We start from the raw sequence: 16,327 nt of genomic DNA, 5'->3' as shown, positions 1-16,327 counted from the left end.
AGGTTAATCGAACCCGGCGTGAGTCCCGTCGTTCAAACGCATCACGTCGGAATACGTCAGCGGCATGAACTCGAGATAAATGGCGTCGAGCGTGCCGTCTTCGATCATCTGGCCGATCACGGCATCGTACCGGCGCATCAAATCGGCCCGGTCCGCGTTGAACACCAAGTAGAGGTTGGTGGAATCCACCAGCGGTCGCAACCGCTTGATCTCAATCCCGATGCGTTCGCTGAGAATGGGGACGCTGTACAGGTCGCCCAACGCATAGTCGATGCGCCCGGCCTGCAGGACCCGCAACATCTGTTCATCGGTTGTGAAATAGCGGGGTCGCCACCCCTCGAAAGCGGCGATGGTCGGGGTATAGTCGTAACCGCGCACCATGCCGATGCGTTTTCTCCGCATGAAGTCCCACGAAAAATCATCGACCGGAAAATCGGCCAGCACATAAATCGCCAAGGGGTAGGACGCCGTCGGGTGGGAGCCCGCCACGAACGGCTCCAGGTCGGCATTGTCGATCACGGCGTCATAGTGCCCCAACTCCACCAATCTCAGGCAACGTGGCCAAGGCAAGGCGTGCGCTTCAAACGACATACCCAGACGACGAAAAGCTTCCTGATAGATCCGAAACGATATGCCGCTCTCAATGTTCCCATTCTCGGCATAAGTAAATGGAGGCCACTCAACACCACACAGGCGGACAGTGTCCGAGGTGGCCGCGCCGGCGCATGCCATTAGCAATAGAGTCAGCAGCGTTTTCATCGGCCTCCCCGCCGCGCGATGCATGGATACAGGGGAATGAGGTACACATTGTGATTGTAGACCAGGACCGAGCCGGGCGCTCCGTGCACGTTGAAGGTGTCCGCATTCGACCGCCCTGCCGCAGTGTTGCACATTCGAGGGCATCGGGACCTTGCACAGTCGCGCCAGGCGTTCTACTCTGACCTGGTAACCGGTTTCATTCAGGTCGTGCCCGGAACTGCCATAGCATCAACCTGAGCTAACAAAACGGGGAAATTCGCCTCCATCGGGAGGTTTTTTTTAGCCCTCAAACTGTAACCGGTTACATACGAATATCGATGAAGCCCTGCGCACCCATCGATGCCGTATCCGTTCAGCACCCAAGGCAGAGCCACCGCTGATCCGGATAGCCCACCAAGGAAGGCAGCTGATGTTCCCCAGCGGGTCGTAACGCTCTGGTCCGAAAACAGCAATAACAAGGATCAAGACCATGACCTTACGAACGCATCATCCTTCCACCCGCCGCCGGCTGGGCTCATTGAGCCGTGCCGCACTGTGTCTTTCCACCCTGCTGGGCGCCGCCCAGGCGTACGCCGTCGAGCCGCTCAGCGTCCAGGGCAACCAGGTTCTGGTGGGCGGGGAAGCCCGCAGCCTGGCCGGCATCAGCCTGTTCTGGAGCAACACCGGCTGGGGCGGCGAGGATTTTTACACCGCCGCCGACGTACGCACCATGAAAACCGAGTTCGGTGCGGACCTGGTGCGCGCCGCGATCGGCCATGCCGCCGACGGCGGTGTCGACCGGGACTGGGACGGCAATATGGCGCGACTGAACCGCGTTATCCAGGCCGCCATCGATGAAGACCTCTACGTGATCGTGGACTACCACAGCCACCACGCCCACGAAGACTGGGCCATGGCCAAGTCGTTTTTCGAGACGGTCGCCTATCGTTGGGGCGACCACGACAACGTCATCTACGAGCTCTACAACGAACCCCTGGACGTCTCCTGGGATAACCAGTTGAAACCCTATGCCGAGTCGGTGATCGACACCATCCGCGCCATCGATCCGGACAACCTGATCATCATGGGCACACCCAACTGGTCGCAGGATGTCGATGTCGCTTCCTGGAACCCGATCGACCGGCCGAACATCGCCTACACCCTGCACTTCTACGCCGGCACGCACGGCCAATCCCTGCGCGATAAAGCCCAAACAGCCCTCGACAACGGCATCGCCCTGTTCGCCACCGAGTGGGGCACGGTCAACGCCAACGGCGATGGCGCGGTCAACTACGCGGAGACCGACCGCTGGATGACGTTCTTCAAAAACAACCACATCAGCCACGCCAACTGGGCCTGGAATGACAAATACGAAGGCGCCTCCATCTGGCGACCGGACGGCTCGCTGACCGACTCCGGCCAGTTGGTTAAAACCATCGTCAGCCAGTGGAACGACGACACAGAACCGCCCGACACCGGCACGGTTCACATCGAAGCCGAAGCCTTCGATTACATGAGCGGCATCCAGACCGAGTCCACCTCAGATGACGGCGGCGGTCTCAATGTCGGCTGGGTGGACGCCGGCGACTGGCTCGCGTACCACGATGTCGACCTCCCCACCACCGGCACCTATCGCGTCGAGTTCCGCGTCGCCAGCGCCTGGTCGAACCCGGGCGTTGTGCAACTGGAGCGAGCTGGCGGCTTGCCCGTGTACGGCCAGGTTCAGGTGCCGGCCACCGGCGGCTGGCAACAGTGGCAAACGGTCTCGACCACGGTCGACCTTTCGGCCGGTCGCCAGAACCTTGGCATCGCCGCGCCCCAGGGCGGTTGGAACCTGAACTGGATACGGTTCACACCGCTCAACTAAGCATTCCGTCACTGTCGTTCGCAAGGACTCGAACGACCCATCCCGGCCGGTCATCACACCGGCCCCAACCCCTGAAAACAAGGAGAACGCTATGTTTTCGAATGCACTCAAACCCGGCCTGTGGGTCCTACCCCTGAGCCTGGTGCTGTCCACTCCGCTGTTCGCCGATACGACATTGACCGATGTAAATCTTGGCGAAGCACTGCAAAAATCCATCTACTTTTACGAAGCGCAACAAGCCGGCGACCTGCCCGACTGGAACCGGGTCGAATGGCGCGGTGACGCCGTCCTCAACGACGGTCAGGATGTCGGTGTCGACCTCTCCGGCGGCTGGTTCGACGCCGGCGATCACGTCAAGTTCGGGTTCCCCATGGCCGCCTCCGCCACCATGCTGGCCTGGGGCGTTCTGGAGAACCCGCAGGCTTACGAACAGACCGGCCAGATGCCGCACATCCGCAACAACCTGCGGTTCGTGGCGGACTACTTCATGGCCGCCCACACCGCACCGAACGAACTGTACGGCCAGGTGGGCCAGGGCTCGGCCGACCACGCCTGGTGGGGCCCGCCGGAAGTGATTCATCTGACGCATCGTTCCGCCAGCCAAAGGCCGGCTTTCAAGATCGATGCGGACTGTCCGGGGTCCGACCTCGCCGGTGAAACCGCCGCCGCATTGGCCGCCATCTCCCTGGTGTTCGAAACCGCGGACCCGGACTACAGCGACCAACTGCGCACCCACGCACGGCAACTGTACGACTTCGCCAAAACCTACCCCGGCAAATACAGCGACTGCATCACCGACGCCCAGTCGTTCTACAACTCCTGGAGCGGCTACCGGGACGAATGGGTCTGGTCCGCGATCTGGCTGTACGAGGCCACGGGCGATACCGACTACCTGGATAACGCCCGGGCCGATTATGCCCAGCTCAACACCGAACCCCAGTCCGACATCAAGTCCTTCAAATGGACGCACGCCTGGGACGACAAGAGCTACGGTTCCTACGTACTGTTGGCGCAGCTGACCGACGAGGCCGAATACCAGACCGATGCCGAACGCTGGCTCGATTACTGGTCCACCGGTTACCAGGGCGAACGTGTGCCCTACACCGAAGGCGGCCTGGCGCAACTCGATACCTGGGGCGCCACCCGCTACGCCGCCAATACCGCCTTTGTGGCGTTGGTGTATTCGGATTACTTGCGGGGCACCGACCCGGACCATCCGAAGATCGCCCCCTACTACGACTTCGCGGTCGGGCAAATCGGGTACATCATGGGCGACAACCCCGAAGGCATTCCCTACCAGATCGGCATGGCGCCGGACGGGCCGAAAAACCCGCACCACCGGGGCGCTCACGGCTCCTGGGCGGACAGCCTGCAAGTGCCCGAGCAAAGCCGGCATCTGCTGATTGGCGCGCTGGTCGGCGGGCCGGGTTCCGGTGACGACTACAGCGACGACCGGGGCGACTACATCGCCAACGAAGTGGCGACCGATTACAACGCCGGCTTCACCGGTGCTCTCGCCCGGCTCTGGCTGGATTTCGGCGGCGACCCGATTCCGGACGATCAGTTCCCGCCCGCCGAGGAACGCGACCTGGAATATTTCGTCGAGGCCAAGGTGAACGCGGAAGGGCCGCGCTTCATCGAATTGGCCACACGGGTGAATAACCGCTCCGCCTGGCCGGCGACCGGAACCGATGAGATGACGTTCCGCTACTTCGTCGACCTGAGCGATGAAATCGACCTCGGTTATACGCCGGAGGATGTCACCGTCAGCACCGCCTACAGTCAGGCGACCTCGGTGTCATCGCTGATGCCCTGGGGCGACCCCGCCAACAACATCCACTACGTGGAAGTGGACTTCACCGGCGTCGACATCTTCCCCGGCGGTCAGTCGGATTACCGCAAAGAGGTCCAGTTCCGGTTGTCGTTGCCGAGCGACAGCGATGAACCGCACTGGGGCAATGACGGCGACCCATCCTGGGACGGGTACGACACCACCTACCGCAACGCCCCCAAGATCGCCCTCTACAACGGAGATGCCCTGCTCTGGGGATCCGAACCGGGCGAGCCCTGCGGCACCGACACCAACTGCCCGCCGACCGCGCGCGATCTTGAACTGACCGCACCGCAGAACACCGCCCTCACCGTTCAACTGGACGGCCAGGACGCGGACGGCGAGATTCAGAGTTACCAGACCACCGACCCCGCCAACGGCACCCTGACCGGCACCGGCGCAACGCGAACCTACACGCCCGATGCCGGCTTCACCGGAACGGATGCATTCACCTACACCGTTGTGGACGACCAGGGAGCCACTTCCCAACCGGCGACGGTGTCGATTGCCGTGAAATCACCGGGGAACGGCGGGCTCGGTTGTGAGTTCCGGATCGACAACGCATGGAACACCGGCTTCATCGCCACCGTGACGCTGAACAACGAAGGGCCGGACGCGATTCAGGAGTGGACCGTTTACTGGACCTTCCCGGACGGCATCGGCGTCGTCAACCACTGGAACGCGACCCTCTCGGAGGGGCCGACCTACACGGCCACACCCCTCGACTGGAACCGGACCATCCAGCCCGGCCAATCCGTCAGCTTCGGCCTGCAGGGTTCCAAACCCGACGGCGAACCCGCCCCGACACCGGACCTCGATGGTCCGCAATGCTCATGAAAATTTTTGGGAGACAACGCATGAACATCCATCACTTTATCTGGCGCACCCTGGTGTCCATTCTGTTGCTTGGCCCAACATTAGGCTGGGCCGCACCGACCCAGATTCCGGGGCGACTGGAAGCGGAAGACTACGACAGCTACTACGACACCACCACCGGCAACAGCGGCGGTGCCTATCGTTACGATGACGTCGACATCGAACCCACGACCGATGCCGGTGGCGGCCACAACGTCGGTTGGGTCGCCGCGTCCGAATACCTGAAATATCCGATTCAGGTAAACCAATCCGGCACCTATCGCATCACCCTGCGCAGCGCCACGCCCTACAGTAACCGAGGCGTTCGGGTGAAGATCGACAACACCGACGTCAGCGGCCGGCTAACTGCCCCCAACACCGGCGGCTGGCAGAACTGGACGGACGTGAGTTTCGAAACCCAACTGACAAGCGGCCAGCATCAGGTGGAAGTGTATTTCGAAGAGGACCTGCAAAACCTGAACTATCTGGACTTCACCTGGCTGGACGACGACTCGAACAACGACTGGCAATTGGTCTGGTCCGACGAGTTCAACGGCAACCAGATCGACACCGGTAAGTGGGAACACGAAGTGAACGGCTGGGGCGGTGGCAACAACGAACTGCAGTACTACACCGCGCGGCCTCAGAACAGCCATGTCGCCAACGGCGTGCTCACCCTCACCGCCCGTCAGGAACGCTACACCGGCCCGGACGGCACACGCGAATACACCTCCGCCCGGCTGCGCACCCAACACAAAGGCGACTGGCGTTACGGCCGTGTTGAAGTGCGCGCGAGAATGCCGGAAGGCCAGGGCCTGTGGCCCGCCATCTGGATGCTGCCGACGGACGACGCCTACGGCGGCTGGGCGGCCAGCGGCGAGATCGACATCATGGAAGCGGTGAACCTGAACAACGGTGGTGGTAACGAGGTGCACGGCACCCTGCACTACGGCGGTGAATGGCCGAACAACACCTACAGCGGCGAAGCCTACACGCCGCCGACGTCCGTAGTCGACCACTTCCACGAATACGCCATCGAATGGGAGCCGGGTGAAATCCGCTGGTACGTCGACGGCGTTCACTACCAGACCCAGAATGACTGGTGGACGTCCAACGGCGCCTACCCCGCCCCATTCGACCAGCGCTTCCACCTGATATTGAACGTGGCCGTCGGCGGCAACTGGCCGGGCAACCCGGACGGTTCCACCGTATTCCCGCAAACCATGCAGGTGGATTACGTGCGGGTGTATCAGCGCCCGTAACGGGAACGTACAAGCACACCACAGCCGGTTAAAACGTTACCGGTTGTGGTGTGCAACCGACACGGGTCAGACGTGCTGATCGATCAGGATCGGATTGCCGTCCGGGTCTTCCAGCGTGATATAGGCCGGACCGGTGGTGGACTCGTCCGCCTCTTCGATCAGTTTGACCCCTTTGGCTTTGAGGTCGCGCTGAATGTCGCGTACATCCGGCGTGCCCTCCACCGTCTGAGCGTTGTGGTCCCACTTCGGGTTGAACGTCAAAATGTTCTTGTCGAACATGCCCTGGAACAGACCGACCAGATGATCGCCGTTCTTCATGATCAACCAGTTCTGATCGATGTCGCCGCCGAACTTTTCGAAGCCCAGTTTCTCGTAAAAATCACGCGAGGCGTGAATGTCTTTGACCGCCAGGCTGATTGAAAACGCACCCATTTCCATCGTTAACTCTCCATCGGTTGTTGTTGTAAACCCTCACGCGGTACCCGCACCCGCGGGCACCAGAGGCAACGCACACCATAGATCGTACGTTTGCCACTGCGTGGTATGTGGCGGTTCGCAGTATAGCTCCATCGCCGGCGCGTGTGCCGGCTCGTAAGCGCTTTGCGGCAGCCAGACCCGGTAGAGGTACTGCCAGATCTGATCCTCCTGTTCCAGCGTGCCCTGCAGCCGAATGCGAACCACGGTTTGCTCGGGTAATTGAGCGACGCTTATACCTTCCGGCACCTCGTCCGATTTCACCGGTCCGGCCGCCCACTCGAACGTGCAGCGTTCCAGGGGTGTCAGATCCGGGTCGTCATGCGAGCACCCCAGGAACAGAGCGCCCTCATGTTGAGCCAGTGTGGATTCGTACCAGGGCCAGAGTCGGTCGTACGCCGCCATGACGCCTTCAAAGTCCCGATAGGCGTCCGTCACCTGGAGGCGCGCGACGCCCATGGCCGGCAGAGTCACCACCTCCGGTGTCCAGCCGTAGGTGTCCGCCCATTCACACAACGCTGTTTGATCGTAAACCGGGAACGCATCCGGCTCCCGACCGATCTTGCGCTTTTGCAGGGGTCGATCCCGGTCCCAGTCTTTTGGAGACAGGCCAAACACCTTGCGAAAAGCACGACTGAAACCGTCCGGGCTTTCGTAGCCGTGCTGCAGCGCGACTTCCACCACGCTCAAATTGAGGTTCGACCGCAACGCCATGGCCGCACTTTCCATGCGCGTGCGCTGGATGTACTGCCCCAGCGGCTCTCCGGTAATGGACTTGAAAATGCGATGGAAATGAAACGACGAAAACGATGCTACATCCGCCAGGGTGTTCAACGACAAATCCGCTCCGGGATTGGACCGGATGTAAGCAATGGCGGCGTCCACGCGGCGTCGGTACGACAGGTCGGTGGTGTATTTCATGCGGCGCTCCCTGTGCAGGTTCACTACGGGCGGCGGTTAAGTGGTACTGGATGCAGGATAGCTAGGAACGACAACAACTAGACGACCGTGGCGTTGAACGACTGAAATTGCCCCGGCGTCATCGCCAGGCGTTGTTTGAAGTGCCGCTGGAAATGCGCCTGATCGGCAAAGCCGAGATCCAACGCGACATCGCTCAGCGGCCGACCGGTTCGCAACAATCGCTTGGCGCGCTTGATGCGATGATCCAGCTGATAGGCGTGTGGCGCCATGCCATAGGTTTGCTTGAAGGTACGGATAAGGTGATAGCGACTGACGCCCGCCTCCTGCGAGAGCTCATCCAGCGTGAGGGTTTGGTCGAGGTTGTCCAGAATCCGGTCCCGCACGCGGGCGAGACCGGTCGAATCCGTCCTGTAGTGCCGTTGAGCCGATCCCTCGGCCAGACACCCGGCGAGGTAGCCAACGAGCAGACTTTCGGCCTCCAGCGAACCGGCACCGGCTTCCAACTGCCGAAACAGGGTATCGAACCGCTGGAAATAAACCGGGTTCGACTGGAAGTGCGCGGGAAAGGCCTGATAGTCCTGCCCGGAACCGGTCAGTTCCTGTTGCAGCCGACCGATCCAGCCGGTATCGACAAACAGCATGCGGTAGGACCAGTCGCCCTCGTCCGGGTTGCAGGAATGGGCATCGGCCGGGTTGATGGTAACCGTGGAGCCCTGACCGATGGTGTGACGGTCCGACCCGTTGCGGTACAACGCCTGCCCCTGATCGATGACACCGAACGAAAACTCATCGTGGGAGTGCGTGTGATAACAGGCCTGGGAACGCCGCGCCCGACGCATTTCCACATAGGGCAGCGCCGGACAGGGCTTCAGGTAAAAGGTGGGGTCGGGGGCCATCGACGCACTCCATTGTTTATACGGTAAACCGTCCTCGGAAAAACAAGGTACCCGGCCCCGGCCGGCGCTTCAAGCCAAAGGAAGCGCCCGGGCCGGCCCGGGCAGGAGAGACGCCACAGCCCGGGACGTACGCCAATGGGGAAACGGCCGCTACCGCGCGGCCAACGGCACCGCATCCCGACCGTTCGAGGCCATCCACGCCACGGCGGCGCGGCTCAGCCAGTCGCAGAAGACCATTTCGCAGTGGTGGAACCCCCGACCGGGAAACCCGCCTTCGAACCAGCGCAACAGGCAGTGTTTCAGCGCCATTTCCGCATCCGCGGGGTTGGTGCGCGCCAGATGCCGCGTTTGCTCGAAGAAATCCCGCCCGCGGGCGGCGGCTTCCTCCGCCGTCAGCGCCCCCTGGCCATCGTACTCCCACCAGGCGATATCGCCCGGCCGGTCCTCATCCCAACGCAAGTCCCGCACATAACCCAGGTCGTACCGCGTGTGGGGGTTGGCATCGAGCGCAGCGGGATCGGGCCGGTCTTCCAAGGCCCGCAGCACCGCCAAGGCAAAGCGCTCGCCGACCCAAAACGCATACCCCTGAGCCAACTCCCGCCGAGCAAACACCGAAACCGACCCCTGTAGGAGCGCATGGTCCGCACATCGGCGCCGTGCGCGACCCACCTCACCCCCTTCCGACGGGACCGAACTCCGAACACGCCCCCCAACCCGCTCCACCAAACACGCCTCCCAAGCCTGGGCCAGCGGCGTTTCCAAAAACCGGTCGGGATGGTGCGCCGGGTCGCCACCGGCGGCCTGGTGCAGATCGTTCAGGGAATAGAAATCGTCCCGTATGCGAACGGGATGGGACAAGACAGTGAGATAACTGTTTTCAGTGGGACTTATTTGGGACGAGCGGGATTCTGGCGTATGATTGCAATCAGCCATTATAGACTCCTATTCAGTCTGTGGTGGTCAGCTACTTTCGGGTGCGCCAACACCCGGAGGTAGCGCTTATTTATTGATCAACTTCGTCGATAGTGCGACCTTTCGTTGTTAAGCGTTCTACTTCCTGTTCATGCTCTCTGAACACAGAGAGCATCCGTCTATTCACGCATGAACCACTGTTAAAATCAACCGGTTTTTTGGTGGATTTTGCGGGCAGTTTAGTTTGCAGTTAAGAGCAGTTTACTCGTCTGCTATACTGCTTAAATCGTGCCTTCATTGAAGGAGCGGACACACTTGACTTCCTATCCGTTTCAATCCTTGCGCTCCGTCACAAAATGCACTAAACATGAGTCCATGTGCGATGCATATCCCGGATATTTGTCGGGATATGCGTTCGGGAAGACACTGATCCCGGGGATACTCGTCTGGTGAGACGGTTTTTTCGGAATTGATATGAATCAGCAAGGCGTTCTGGGGCTGACTCCAGGCACGGTGGTGCTGGGTTGCGGTAGTACGAGGTTGCGATGTCACGTAGTCGATATACTGGAATAAGGGGCGCAGGCGACGATGAAAAATGGCTGTTATTTGTTCAAGGAAGTTCTAAGATATGGAGTTAGGTGAAATCACGATAAAAAACTCAACTTGGGCATGGAACAAGCTGCGCGAGGCGAGAAAGCTTGATTATCAGATCGGAGAGGAGTCATTAACAGACTTCATTATTCTCAACATAAAGAAATGGGGCGCAGGAAAGATCGCCGTCAAATCTTTCACAAGACATGATGAGTCCTTGAATGGCGCAGACTGGGAATGGTGGTTCACCGGTCCGAGTGGGAGATGGCTCGGCATGAGGGTTCAGGCGAAAGTTCTAAACCTAGCTTCTGAAAAATACGAACACTTACACCACAAGAATAAGAATGGACACCAAGCTGATCTACTGATTAGCGATGCGAGAAAGAAACGATTAATTCCACTCTACTGTATGTTCACGAACTGGGATACGAAAAAGTATAAAACTGGGTGGGTGTGTCGCACTTATAAACCCACTGTTAGGCACTTTGGTACCGCAATACTGAATCCTCATTTCGTCAAGCAGCTTCAGTCGTCAAACGAAAAACGCCTTTCCTCAATCATTGGTTCTCTCAGACCCATGCATTGCATTTTTTGCTGTTCAGGTTTTGGTGGTAGTGATCTTCCGGCGCGAGCACTAAATTGGCTTCAAGGAGCAGGTATTCTTCAAGGCACTGATGATGGGGAAGATTACGAAGAAGTATTTTATATGCACGATGAAGCTCCATTTTATGTTTACCAAATGCTTGAGCGTGACCTAAAAGACGGTATCGTCGATTTACAGGATGATCGACTCAAACGAGTCACTGTTTTTAGGGAGCTAGAAAGTGGCACGTAACATAACCAGTGAATTAAGCCGACCAATTTTCCGCTGCCGCTCCAAATTGGCGGGCTATTCAAGGCGTTAGCGGTCTAGGAGGATTATGAAGAATGTAGCTTTGGTCGCAGTGTTTCTGCTTTTTCCGGCTCTCGACGCGTTGGCTGAAACATCTGGCTCTTCAGCCGATTCCGGGCGGGCGTTTTTTAGTGCTTTAGAATGTACTGTTTTAGCAGCAAAGATCGGACGGTCTGAAGAACAAAAGCGGCTTTTCGAATTCGGATACAAAGAAGGGAAGAAGTTCATTGACTCGGTGAGGTCAGGCGAAATTAGTGAAGAAGACCTTTCCTCGAAGGTCCCTGTGGGAGTACTCTGGCACATGCAAGGACCTACCACTGATTTCATTCTAGGGCGCATATATGAGTCGGCTGCGGAAAACGTTCTGGAAGGAGTTTATGGCAGCGCTAATGAGGTGCTCTCAACAGAAGAGCAGAACCGGATTGCAGAAAATAAGTTCTCTACCAAGAACTGTGAGTTGATTGGACAGTCCGCTAACCAGTAAATCAAGCCGACCGTTTTGCGCTGCCGCTCCAAACGGCGGCTTATTCCGACGTTAGCTGAAAAAGGAAAATTTGTGCAGTCAGTTTTCATTCGACATAACTGTTTATCTACTCCCCACGTTCTGCGCCAATTGTGGGAGAGGCGGCTGATTGCGTTGCATTATGACGATGACTTTTCCACCAACCCCTCTGACTACTATCCTGCAGGCCGAAAGGCACTCGAAAGATTATGGGGATACTGTAACGACGGCGCTATTGTCGGCGCTGATTATAGGCGTCTAGATGGGTCTAAAATGCTCGTTGGGTTCCTGGAGCAAGGTACTCAGATATTCTCTGAAGAATTCCATGATCCCAGCTCTGGCGAGTCATTTATTTACAAAGTGGCTGCCCTGAGTAGTGCAGTTGTAGTTCCTTACGCCGACTACCCATTGCTAGTTGGTGTCCAGCCGAGACAGGCAACATTAACGGGATGGCCCAGTGCGGAAGGGGCGCTGTTAGCGGCTGTGGAAGGACGATCACTGCCGCGCAAGGTAAATTCGTTACACCCAAGCCAACTTGAGGTTCTTTGCTACGAATGGCTGCGCAGTTCCGGGCAATTGGAGCGACTCGTTTTGCCTATTGGCAGAGGGCTAATGGATATCGATATTTTTGGCATCGATAGGGATGGGAAAAGGGTTATTGGTCAGGTTACCTATAGCAAACACGCTGCAGACCTTTCGGACAAACAATTCCGACTTTTGAGGCATGCACGTGATATTGATTCCGTTTACTTTTTTCTGCCAGAGGATGCCCCTCTGGTTGCCGGTGAGGGCGTCGAGTTGGTCACGTTTCGGAAAGTCTTGGATGACTTGGAAACAGACCAAGATGTCTCAACAAAATCCATGCTACGAGAAATGTTTGCAGAGTACAGCTAACCATGTGGTCAACGGGACGCCAACTACGCTGCGCTCCTTTGGCGCCCATTACCACTGGCGTTAAGTTTCTTTAGAGTAAGGAGTTGAAAATGGATGTAGCCCCAACCTTCGGTAGTAAAAAATTCCTGTGTCCCCATTGCAGGGTTGTTGCCCAGCAGACTTGGTTTGATGTCAGGCAGGCAGCAAAGTCTGCCAACACCATCATTAGTCACGTTTTTTACGAATATCGTGGAACTGTCGCGGACTGGGAGCAAAAGGCAATTGCGCAGTTTATTCGACAAGTCAACGATGCCAATGATCGACATATGTTGGATTTCGTCCCACCTGGGTTCTCTGTCGCAACATGTAGTTCTTGCGATAAATTCACGCTTTGGGTTGAGGGCAAGCTTGTGTTCCCACCTAATATTCCAGTCGCTCCCCCAAATTCAGACATGGATGAAGATATACAATCATTATATTTGGAAGCAGCCAGTATAGTTGGTGACTCCCCACGCGGTGCGACCGCATTGCTCAGGCTGGGGTTGCAGTTATTGTTAAAGCAGCTTGGAAAGTCCGGAAAGAATATCAACAGTGACATCAAGGAACTTGTTTCTGATGGACTTAGCCCGAAAATTCAACAGGCGCTTGATCTTTTGAGGGTAGTTGGCAACAACTCTGTGCACCCTGGGCAGATAGATATGAATGATGGAAGGGAGATCGCACTAAAGCTATTTCACGTCTTAAATTTTATCGCTGACGAGATGATCTCCAAACCAAAGGAACTTGAACTTCTATATTCTGAAGTCGTTCCTGATGAAACAAAGCAGCATATTAATGAGCGCGACGGGAATGGAAGCTAACTTGAAAACGCACATAACCAGTGCAGGAACGGCGACTCCCACTACATTGCGTCTTCGGCTCCATTCCGTGGTCGCGAAAGCTGTCATGCGTTTTTAGGGATCACGAGCCAATATGGATGATTTTTTTAAAACTAAAGTTGGGTTTACCATCGGGCTTCTCGCTGCAGTATTCGCGTTTAAGCCGCTGGTCGACTCTAACTCCGACGTTGGATTTAGCATATTTCAGTTAAAAATCACCATTGGATATGCATACATATTTTTGACTGCCTTTTTGGGTTTGGCGGTATACTTTATCTCACTTCAGTTTGCATCTTCCAGGCACATTAAATCTCTTGTTGCTATTAGCGATGCTTGTTATTCAGTCGCATTGGCGACGCCCCCAGTTTTTTTGGCGTTCTGGTTAATAACTATAAGCCTAAGCTACATTGGGTCGTATGTCAGTCAAATCCCGGAATACGCGATTAACTTCCTAACCGGCGTACTCACAAGTATTTTAGCCAGCATGATCTACTCATTTCTACGGAGATCTATTAAGTCAAAATTCTTAGCCGCCGAGAAACAGCAAGAGCGGAAAGCTGACTTTGAAATTCTTGCTAGAGCAAAGCAGCTTGCCGATATAGGTATGTTTGATATGTCTGTGTTGGAGTCGAGCAAAGTTGTGGAGTCTGCTTTGAGGCGATTATTGGAAACAAGGGGCATTTCAGCGAAAAAAGGAACCATGATTGAGCTGGTTCAACTATCAGAAAGAAACAGAATATTGAGCTCTGAAGAAATCAACTTCCTAAATGAAATTAGGCAAAAGAGAAATGAATCTGTCCACTTAATCGATACAATTGACAAACAGTCAGCTAATCGGGTTTTGCATATCTCTAGGGAGTTGCTCGCAAAGCTTGATGCCGTCTCATCTTCCTCTGGGTATGAATGGCTTGAAAGGAACCGGTATAAGGTTATTCAATTACTGAAAGAAGGCGACCTTAAAAAATGCCAACCAGCATTAGATAGGCTAAAAGAGGCGTGGAAAAACCGCGATGGTGCGGTTTGGTTGGAGTTGACCGATTTCTTTGAGGTTGCTCTTACTTCTAATCCGGAATTGATCGTTAGCATGTTCGAGAATGATGAGGAGTTACTTGATAGTTGGCTAGAAAGAGCTGGTGCTCAATTATTCACTGACTTTTCGGGAAGAGAGAAGGAGCGACTTACTAGGGTGCGCTCGGTAATTATCTCTCAACTTAAAAAATACATTGCTGGTACAAATAGCAGGTCGAGACGCGAGGTAGCCGATAAGATTCTATCTGTCATTGAAGAATCTGAGGTCAGAGAGATTGATTGAAAACTTAACCATTGTGTCAATTAGGACACTCGTCAACTCGCGAATAGTACGCATGCGATATACCTCCGAAGCACCCATTGAGGGGAAAATTGTCAATTTAGATTTTCGCACATGTATTGATTTAAATAAGCTAAAATTCGAAACAGTTGAGCTGAGGGTGAAGCCCACCGACAACTACCTCTTGATAAATGACCGAAATCTCAATTTGGCGTTTTTGCAATCATTCAACACAACCTAAGTCACTATACTATCCCCTGTGCATACAGCTCAATTATTCCGTCGCCAGTCGACCAGTTCAATGGGGTACAGTGGATTATCGCTTATTTTTGAATCATCCCAATCTATATCGACTACCAAAGCGCCTAGTTCAAAAACCCAATAGCCAAAATGTGTATAGTATTCAGGGTCCAGCTCTTTGTGGCTATCTAACCAACCGGCCCCGTACTTCTCAAGTCCTTGGAAATAGCCCTTTAAAAAACCATCTAACGTAGCATTCCGCTGTTTGTCATCATACTGGCCTAAAGCATCGCAAAGTGGACCATTTAGAGCTGGGAACAGTACATTTGTGCAAGGAGTAAAGCTTCTGTCGAACGCATTATACAGCCTGCCGACAAGCATATCCTTTTCCAGGAATGGTATTTTCTCACCAACTTCAGATATATTCACCTTTAGTAAGTAAGCAATTGAAAGTGCCCATACAATTAGCATGTAAAGGTTTATACTTGCATCCATTTCAGTACTGGAGGCATCCAGATATTCCTTTAGAAACGCCACACTCTTCTCGCTTTCGACTTTTACCTCTTCCAGACCATACCCTAATGTATATTTTATAATGGTAAGTTCGAGTTGCTCTTCAAACCGGGAAAATGAGGTTATTTTCCTTTTCCGTTCATCCAGGTCTGGATTGGAAAGGGTATTTTCATACGTTGGTATCGCTACTTCTTCAATAAATGCGCGATATTCATCCAGCATGTTTTGATCAGCAAACGAAGTTTGTCTCATTACCATGTTATTTCCTCCTTAACCACTCTGCCCAAGTCGGGTCTATAGCGAAGTCCCACTTTTTCATAGTCACCTTGTCGAATAGCCAGTCGCTCCCGCTTGCTTAATTGGTGCTTAGACTGAGATACGATCCACTCGTCACTCATCTGCTTAATTCGTTCGCCATTTGGTCCAGTGATCGAGCCAAATGTACTTTTGTGGTATTTAGCTTCAATCACAATGTAAGTCGGCGGCGGATTGGCATTCAGGAAGATCCCATCGATGCCATGTTGCCCATAAGTCGGTCGCCGGAACCCGGGCACCACTTTATGCCCCAGCCGATCCATATAGTCATAAGCAGCATCCTCGGCGAACTCAGCCTTGAACCGATTCGTCCCGGGCGTAGTCTTGTGCTTGCCACTCTCGTAAAACCGCCGTTCCTCGTGATCGTACTCCTTGCGCGGGCCATTGTAACCGGGGTTGCGTTTGGTGTTGTAGCTGCCGTCCGCGCCTCGGAACCAGTGATGCCCGTTGGGGGCGGG

General features: G+C 55.4%; 15 protein-coding genes. 8 read left to right on the top strand and 7 right to left on the bottom strand.

Annotated elements, in window-relative coordinates:
• Nucleotides 1-3 precede the first annotated feature (3 nt).
• Nucleotides 4-732 (bottom strand): substrate-binding periplasmic protein, encoded by a 729-nt coding sequence (locus IE111_RS03240; protein WP_229805248.1) that lies wholly within the window; start codon nt 730-732, stop codon nt 4-6.
• 496 nt (nt 733-1,228) lie between these two features.
• Here IE111_RS03240 and IE111_RS03235 point away from each other — a divergent pair, with 496 nt between their 5' ends.
• From IE111_RS03235 to IE111_RS03225, 3 genes are all read left to right on the top strand, one after another.
• Nucleotides 1,229-2,605: a cellulase family glycosylhydrolase gene (locus tag IE111_RS03235; protein WP_189607069.1), complete on the top strand. Its 1,377-nt coding sequence runs from the start codon at nt 1,229-1,231 to the stop codon at nt 2,603-2,605.
• A 91-nt stretch (nt 2,606-2,696) separates the two neighbouring features.
• Nucleotides 2,697-5,273: a glycoside hydrolase family 9 protein gene (locus tag IE111_RS03230; RefSeq protein ID WP_189607068.1), complete on the top strand. Its 2,577-nt coding sequence runs from the start codon at nt 2,697-2,699 to the stop codon at nt 5,271-5,273.
• 20 nt (nt 5,274-5,293) lie between these two features.
• Complete coding sequence (locus IE111_RS03225; RefSeq protein ID WP_189607067.1) at nt 5,294-6,553, top strand: family 16 glycosylhydrolase; 1,260 nt, start codon at nt 5,294-5,296, stop codon at nt 6,551-6,553.
• 66 nt (nt 6,554-6,619) lie between these two features.
• Here IE111_RS03225 and IE111_RS03220 read toward each other — a convergent pair whose 3' ends face one another.
• The 4 genes from IE111_RS03220 to IE111_RS03205 form a co-directional block, all read right to left on the bottom strand.
• Nucleotides 6,620-6,991, bottom strand: coding sequence for a VOC family protein (locus IE111_RS03220; RefSeq protein WP_189607066.1), 372 nt, complete (start codon nt 6,989-6,991; stop codon nt 6,620-6,622).
• A gap of 33 nt (nt 6,992-7,024) precedes the next feature.
• Nucleotides 7,025-7,948 (bottom strand): AraC family transcriptional regulator, encoded by a 924-nt coding sequence (locus IE111_RS03215; protein WP_189607065.1) that lies wholly within the window; start codon nt 7,946-7,948, stop codon nt 7,025-7,027.
• Nucleotides 7,949-8,025: 77 nt separating this feature from the next.
• Entirely contained in the window at nt 8,026-8,844 is an 819-nt protein-coding gene (locus IE111_RS03210) for an AraC family transcriptional regulator (RefSeq protein WP_189607064.1), read from the bottom strand.
• A 150-nt stretch (nt 8,845-8,994) separates the two neighbouring features.
• Complete coding sequence (locus IE111_RS03205) at nt 8,995-9,777, bottom strand: hypothetical protein (RefSeq protein WP_189607063.1); 783 nt, start codon at nt 9,775-9,777, stop codon at nt 8,995-8,997.
• 607 nt (nt 9,778-10,384) lie between these two features.
• Here IE111_RS03205 and IE111_RS03200 point away from each other — a divergent pair.
• The 5 genes from IE111_RS03200 (at nt 10,385) to IE111_RS03180 (ending at nt 14,804) form a co-directional block, all read left to right on the top strand.
• The gene (locus IE111_RS03200; RefSeq protein WP_189607062.1) at nt 10,385-11,182 is read left to right on the top strand and encodes a DUF6615 family protein; all 798 of its coding nucleotides are present in this window, start codon (nt 10,385-10,387) and stop codon (nt 11,180-11,182) included.
• A gap of 85 nt (nt 11,183-11,267) precedes the next feature.
• Nucleotides 11,268-11,723 carry a hypothetical protein gene (locus IE111_RS03195; RefSeq protein WP_189607061.1) on the top strand — a complete coding sequence of 152 codons (456 nt, stop codon included), beginning with the start codon at nt 11,268-11,270 and terminating at the stop codon, nt 11,721-11,723.
• Between the two features lie 72 nt (nt 11,724-11,795).
• The gene (locus IE111_RS03190; RefSeq protein WP_189607060.1) at nt 11,796-12,635 is read left to right on the top strand and encodes a hypothetical protein; all 840 of its coding nucleotides are present in this window, start codon (nt 11,796-11,798) and stop codon (nt 12,633-12,635) included.
• A gap of 89 nt (nt 12,636-12,724) precedes the next feature.
• Nucleotides 12,725-13,474: a DUF4145 domain-containing protein gene (locus tag IE111_RS03185; protein ID WP_189607059.1), complete on the top strand. Its 750-nt coding sequence runs from the start codon at nt 12,725-12,727 to the stop codon at nt 13,472-13,474.
• A gap of 112 nt (nt 13,475-13,586) precedes the next feature.
• Complete coding sequence (locus IE111_RS03180) at nt 13,587-14,804, top strand: HEPN domain-containing protein (protein WP_189607058.1); 1,218 nt, start codon at nt 13,587-13,589, stop codon at nt 14,802-14,804.
• Nucleotides 14,805-15,071: 267 nt separating this feature from the next.
• On the opposite strand, the gene IE111_RS03175 is transcribed toward IE111_RS03180, so the two are convergent.
• Complete coding sequence (locus tag IE111_RS03175; protein ID WP_189607057.1) at nt 15,072-15,812, bottom strand: PoNe immunity protein domain-containing protein; 741 nt, start codon at nt 15,810-15,812, stop codon at nt 15,072-15,074.
• Nucleotides 15,806-16,327 (bottom strand): hypothetical protein (locus IE111_RS03170; RefSeq protein ID WP_229805197.1); only part of this gene is annotated, 522 nt, incomplete at its 5' end. The genes IE111_RS03170 and IE111_RS03175, both read right to left, overlap by 7 nt.

It is taken from the genome of Saccharospirillum salsuginis, from assembly GCF_014651855.1.
Classification (GTDB): domain Bacteria; phylum Pseudomonadota; class Gammaproteobacteria; order Pseudomonadales; family Natronospirillaceae; genus Saccharospirillum; species Saccharospirillum salsuginis.
This window is presented reverse-complemented; position numbering and strand designations above follow the sequence as displayed.

Bases quoted from the DNA above. Each gene is read 5' to 3' on its own strand.
- IE111_RS03215 (WP_189607065.1), bottom strand. From the start codon at position 7,948: ATGAAATACACCACCGACCTGTCGTACCGACGCCGCGTGGACGCCGCC.
- IE111_RS03220 (WP_189607066.1), bottom strand. From the start codon at position 6,991: ATGGAAATGGGTGCGTTTTCAATCAGCCTGGCGGTCAAAGACATTCAC.
- IE111_RS03225 (WP_189607067.1), top strand. From the start codon at position 5,294: ATGAACATCCATCACTTTATCTGGCGCACCCTGGTGTCCATTCTGTTG.
- IE111_RS03180 (WP_189607058.1), top strand. From the start codon at position 13,587: ATGGATGATTTTTTTAAAACTAAAGTTGGGTTTACCATCGGGCTTCTC.
- IE111_RS03175 (WP_189607057.1), bottom strand. From the start codon at position 15,812: ATGGTAATGAGACAAACTTCGTTTGCTGATCAAAACATGCTGGATGAA.
- IE111_RS03205 (WP_189607063.1), bottom strand. From the start codon at position 9,777: ATGGCTGATTGCAATCATACGCCAGAATCCCGCTCGTCCCAAATAAGT.
- IE111_RS03235 (WP_189607069.1), top strand. From the start codon at position 1,229: ATGACCTTACGAACGCATCATCCTTCCACCCGCCGCCGGCTGGGCTCA.
- IE111_RS03210 (WP_189607064.1), bottom strand. From the start codon at position 8,844: ATGGCCCCCGACCCCACCTTTTACCTGAAGCCCTGTCCGGCGCTGCCC.
- IE111_RS03230 (WP_189607068.1), top strand. From the start codon at position 2,697: ATGTTTTCGAATGCACTCAAACCCGGCCTGTGGGTCCTACCCCTGAGC.
- IE111_RS03185 (WP_189607059.1), top strand. From the start codon at position 12,725: ATGGATGTAGCCCCAACCTTCGGTAGTAAAAAATTCCTGTGTCCCCAT.
- IE111_RS03200 (WP_189607062.1), top strand. From the start codon at position 10,385: ATGGAGTTAGGTGAAATCACGATAAAAAACTCAACTTGGGCATGGAAC.
- IE111_RS03195 (WP_189607061.1), top strand. From the start codon at position 11,268: ATGAAGAATGTAGCTTTGGTCGCAGTGTTTCTGCTTTTTCCGGCTCTC.
- IE111_RS03240 (WP_229805248.1), bottom strand. From the start codon at position 732: ATGGCATGCGCCGGCGCGGCCACCTCGGACACTGTCCGCCTGTGTGGT.